This is a genomic window from Frankia sp. CoWAU3 (genome assembly GCF_977971855.1).
In genome coordinates this window covers 9234-10688 of record NZ_CDWWXB010000005.1, presented here as the reverse complement: position 1 = coordinate 10688, position 1455 = coordinate 9234, and the positions used below count along the sequence as shown (strand labels likewise).

The following is a 1455-nucleotide window of genomic DNA, read 5'->3' as shown; positions in this document are numbered from 1 at the left end:
CGGCGGATGACGGGCCGGAGCTCCTCGGGGTGGGGGATCTCGTCGAGGCCCGGGTGGTCGCCACCGAGGGTGTCGATCTGATCGCGGAGTTCACCGCGGTGCTCGATCGGGCCCGTCTCACGGCCGCGGTCGCGCGGCCGACGCCGGATCGGGCGGCGGCCCTCGTGGGCCGGGGCGTCGCGGATGGGACGTGACAGCGTCGGGCGCCGACGCCAGGGGGAGCGCGGCGAAGGGCCGTCGCAGCTCCCCGCGGAGCCCGTTTCTGCCCCGGTGGTCCCCGCGGCCCCGGTGGTCAACGTCGCCAACCTGCTGACGATCGCGCGGCTGGTGTTGGTGCCGGTCTTCGTGCCCTTCCTGTTCGCCGGGCCCGACGGGCACACCTGGCGGTACGCCGCCTTCGGCGCCTATGCGGTGGCTGCGGTGACCGACCAGATCGACGGCTCCATCGCCCGCCGCTGGCACCTCGTCACCGACTTCGGCATCCTGGTCGATCCGATCGCCGACAAGGCACTGACCGGTGCCGCGTTGATCTCGCTGTCCGTGCTCGGCGAGCTGCCCTGGCCGGTCACCGCACTGATCCTCCTGCGGGAGGTCGGCGTCACCCTCCTGCGCTTGTGGGTGATCCGCTTCGGGGTGATCGCGGCGAGCCGTGGGGGCAAGGCCAAGACCCTGCTGCTGAACGTCGCGATCGGTCTCTACGTGCTTCCGCTGGCGGGCGTTGCCGCCACGAGCCGGGCCGTGATTCTCGCGGCCGGCGTGGTGGTCGCCATGGTCACCGGGATCGATTACGTCTGTCGAGCTCTCACGCTGCGGCGGCGGGCCTCGCGGGATCCCGGCGATGTCACCCCGCCGAGGGGCGCACCATCCACCGGCCTCTCGCCCGGCACCGGCCCCTCGGCGCGCCACCGGATGGCGGGGCCGACCATCAGGAAGACGGAGGGGCGGACCGATGCGCGCTGAGCTGCTGGCGGTGGGGGACGAACTTCTCTACGGCGACATCGTCAACGGCAACGCGGCCTGGTTGGGTCGGCAGCTGGCCGATGTCGGAGTGACCGTCACGACGTCGACGGTCGTCGGTGACGACATCGACATGATCGCCACGGCGATCCGGGTGGCACTGGACCGGGCTGACGTCGTCATCATGACCGGAGGGCTCGGTCCCACCCAGGACGACCTGACCCGCGAGGGCATCGCCGCCGCGGCCGGCGTCGGCCTGCGCCGGGACGACTTCCTGGAGTCGATGCTGCGGCGACGGTTCCGGGACATGGGCCGCGGTGACGGTGGCCGGCGCGTGCCCCAGATGAACTACCGACAGGCGGACCTGCCCGAGGGGGCACAACCGCTGCCGAACGGCACCGGAACAGCCCCGGGGATACGGATGGAGATCGGGACTGGCGTCGTCTACGCGATGCCCGGTGTGCCGTTCGAGATGAACGGCATGTTCACCGCCAGCGT

2 protein-coding genes and 1 pseudogene are annotated in these 1455 nt (G+C 71.9%); all 3 read left to right on the top strand.

Going from position 1 to position 1455, the window contains the following annotated elements; all coding sequences use genetic code 11:
* A pseudogene (locus tag AC08ON_RS01335) lies at positions 1-194 on the top strand (30S ribosomal protein S12 methylthiotransferase RimO); the annotation flags it as partial.
* Positions 184-960, top strand: a complete 777-nt coding sequence (locus AC08ON_RS01330; RefSeq protein WP_476616318.1) for a CDP-alcohol phosphatidyltransferase family protein — start codon at positions 184-186, stop codon at positions 958-960. The pseudogene AC08ON_RS01335 and the gene AC08ON_RS01330, both read left to right, overlap by 11 nt.
* The coding region (locus tag AC08ON_RS01325) for a molybdopterin-binding protein (protein WP_476616317.1) at positions 950-1455 on the top strand (506 nt) is incomplete at its 3' end. The genes AC08ON_RS01330 and AC08ON_RS01325, both read left to right, overlap by 11 nt.

What these genes read in the sequence shown, in the direction of transcription:
- AC08ON_RS01330 (WP_476616318.1), top strand. Translation starts at nt 184, where the DNA reads ATGGGACGTGACAGCGTCGGGCGCCGACGCCAGGGGGAGCGCGGCGAA.